Source organism: Nocardia sp. NPDC058497, assembly GCF_042720195.1.
GTDB lineage: Bacteria > Actinomycetota > Actinomycetes > Mycobacteriales > Mycobacteriaceae > Nocardia.
This window is the reverse complement of record NZ_JBHXMY010000713.1, coordinates 1-2,671: the sequence shown is the minus strand read 5'-3', so window position 1 is coordinate 2,671 and position 2,671 is coordinate 1. Positions and strand designations below refer to the sequence as shown.

The following is a 2,671-nucleotide window of genomic DNA, read 5'->3' as shown; positions in this document are numbered from 1 at the left end:
CTATCCGATTTGTTTTCCGTTCTCGTGGTCTCGTATTTTTGTATACGAGCCCCGCCCCGCCCGCCGGGGGGGTGCCCGACGAGCTGATCACCGACACCGCCATCTTCGGCGATGAGGCGCACGTGCGCTCGCGGTTGAAGGAATGGGAGGACGCCGGGGTGACGATGATGCTGATCTCGGTTTCGGACGCCGATCAGATGCGCCGTCTCCAAACCCTTGTATCGAGTTAGAACACGTTCTAAATTCGATGGGGTGAGCAGCCAGCAGACAACGGAAGTCCTCGGACTGTGGAATATCGCCGCGGCCGATCCCGAGCGGATCGCCGTCGTCGACCCGGACGGCAGGGAGATCACCTATCGAGAATTGGCCACCCTCGCCAACCGCTACGCCAACGGACTACGCGGCATCGGATTGCGCACCGGCGACGTGGTCGTCAGCATGCTGCACAACGGTGTGGAGGCGATCGCCGCGTACTTCGCCGCGTATCAGGCGGGCCTGTATATCGTCGCGGTGAACTGGCACCTCACCGCGCCCGAGATCGCCTACATCCTCGGCGACAGCGACGCCTCGGCCTTCCTGGCCAGCGAGCGGTTCGCCGCCACCGCCGCCGAGGCCGCCGACCTGGCCGAACTGCCCGTCGAAGCCCGCTTCTCGGCGGGCACCATCGACGGCTTCCGCCCGCTCTCCTGGCTCGGCGCCGCCGACACCGGCCGCCCGGACGAGCGTTCGGTCGGCGCGCCGATGCTCTACACCTCGGGAACCACGGGGCGCCCCAAGGGTGTTCGCCGCCCGCTGACCGGCGCCGATCCCGATCAGGTCCCCGCGCCGAACAAGGCCTTCTTCGCCCTGTTCGAGCTCGCGCCCTATGACGACCACGTGCACATCTGCGGCTCGCCGCTCTATCACACGGCCGTGCTGAACTTCTCGACGATCTCGATCCAGATGGGCCACAAGCTGGTGCTCATGGACAAGTGGGATCCCGAGGACATGCTCGCGCTGATCGAGCGCCACAAGGTGACCCACAGCCACATGGTGCCCACCCAGTTCCACCGCCTGCTCGCCCTGCCCGAGGACGTGCGCGCCCGCTACGACGTGTCCTCGCTGCGCAGCATGGTGCACGGCGCGGCGCCGTGCCCGCAGCAGACCAAGCGGCGGATGCTCGACTGGTGGGGTCCGGTCGTCACCGAGTACTACGCCGCCACCGAGGGTGGCGGCACGGTGATCAACGGGACCGAGTGGCTGGCCAAGCCCGGTTCGGTCGGCAAGGCGTGGCCGTGGTCGGTCATCAAGATCCTCGACGAGGCCGACGGTTCCGAATTGCCCGCGGGCAAAGAGGGCATGGTCTACATGAAGATGGGCGCCTCCAGCTTCGAGTACCACCACGCCAAGGAGAAGACCGAGGAGTCGCGCGTCGGTGACCTGTTCACCGTCGGCGACATCGGCTACCTCGACTCCGACGGCTACCTGTTCCTCTGTGACCGCCGCTCCGACCTGATCCTGTCCGGCGGCGTGAACATCTACCCGGCCGAGATCGAGGGCGTGCTGATGAGCCACCCGAAGGTGGCCGACGTGGCGGTTCTCGGTGTGCCCGATCCGGATTGGGGTCAGCAGGTCAAGGCGTTCGTGCAGCCGGTCGACGGCACCGCGGGCGACGACGAGCTCACCGCCGAGATCCTCGAGTTCGCGGCCGGTCAGCTCGCCAAGTACAAGCTGCCCCGCACGGTGGAATACCGTGCGGAGCTGCCCCGTGACCCCAACGGCAAGCTGTACAAGCGCCGCCTGCTCTGAAAGATGTTCCCGCTCAGACGGCTTCGCGCCACTCCGGCGCGAGCCCGAAGAGCGGGAACAACTTCTCGGTGTCGAGGAAGAAGTTCAGGCCCGAGATGGTGTCGCCATCGAGCTCGAGCACGGTGATCGACCACGGCACCCACACGCCGGGCTCGCCGCTGGGCTTGTAGTGACCGAAGGCGGGCAGCCCGTTGGCGCCTTCCAGCGGCACCATGCGCGAATCGCGGCACGCACTGCCGGTGCTGAGCATGAACGCGGCCACGTTCTCCGGCCCGGAGATCCAGAGATCGAAGGGCGGCATCGACAGCGCCACATCGGCTTTGAGCAGCGTGGTGAGCGCGTCCATGTCGTAGGCCTCGAAGGCCTTCACGAAATCGTCGACCAGCTTGCGCTGTTCGGGATCGCCCTCGTCGAACCCGTCGGTGACGGTCGGCTGCACCTTGGACATGGTGGCGCGGGCCCGTTGCAGCGCGCTGTTCACCGACGCAGGCGACATCATCAGCGCCTCGGCGGTCTCGCCGGCGGAGAAACGCAGCACCTCGCGCATGATCAGGATCGCGCGCTGGGTGGCGGGCAGATGCTGGCAGGCGGCGACGAAGGCAAGGCGCAGCGTGTCTTTGGTCGAGGCGTGCTCGGCCGGGTCGGCGCCGAAGGCGAGCGCGTTCGGGATCGGCTCGATCCACACGTAATCGGGCTGCGGGGCGGGCAGCGGCGAATCCGGGCGGCCCGGTCCGTTGAGATCCATCGGCCTTGCCCGGCTCTGCGGACGGTCGAGCATGTCCAGACAGATATTGGTGGCGATCTTGTACAGCCACGAGCGCAGGCTCGCGCGGCCCTCGAACGAATCGTAGGAGCGCCAGGCGCGGGTGAAGGTCTCCTGCAC

The 2,671-nt window shown here is 67.1% G+C and carries 2 protein-coding genes and 1 pseudogene; 2 read left to right on the top strand and 1 reads right to left on the bottom strand.

The genetic code is table 11. The annotated features are described in order from the left end of the window. Together ACFWPJ_RS29895 and ACFWPJ_RS29890 are read left to right on the top strand one after the other, a co-directional pair. Positions 1 to 230, top strand: a pseudogene (locus ACFWPJ_RS29895) (LLM class F420-dependent oxidoreductase); the annotation flags it as partial. 22 nt (positions 231 to 252) lie between these two features. Continuing rightward, on the top strand, positions 253 to 1,788 hold the full coding sequence (locus tag ACFWPJ_RS29890; protein WP_378856421.1) for an acyl-CoA synthetase: 1,536 nt from the start codon (positions 253 to 255) through the stop codon (positions 1,786 to 1,788). A gap of 13 nt (positions 1,789 to 1,801) precedes the next feature. On the opposite strand, the gene ACFWPJ_RS29885 is transcribed toward ACFWPJ_RS29890, so the two are convergent. Then, a partial coding sequence (locus tag ACFWPJ_RS29885; RefSeq protein ID WP_378856419.1) for a sigma-70 family RNA polymerase sigma factor occupies positions 1,802 to 2,671 on the bottom strand: 870 nt, incomplete at its 5' end.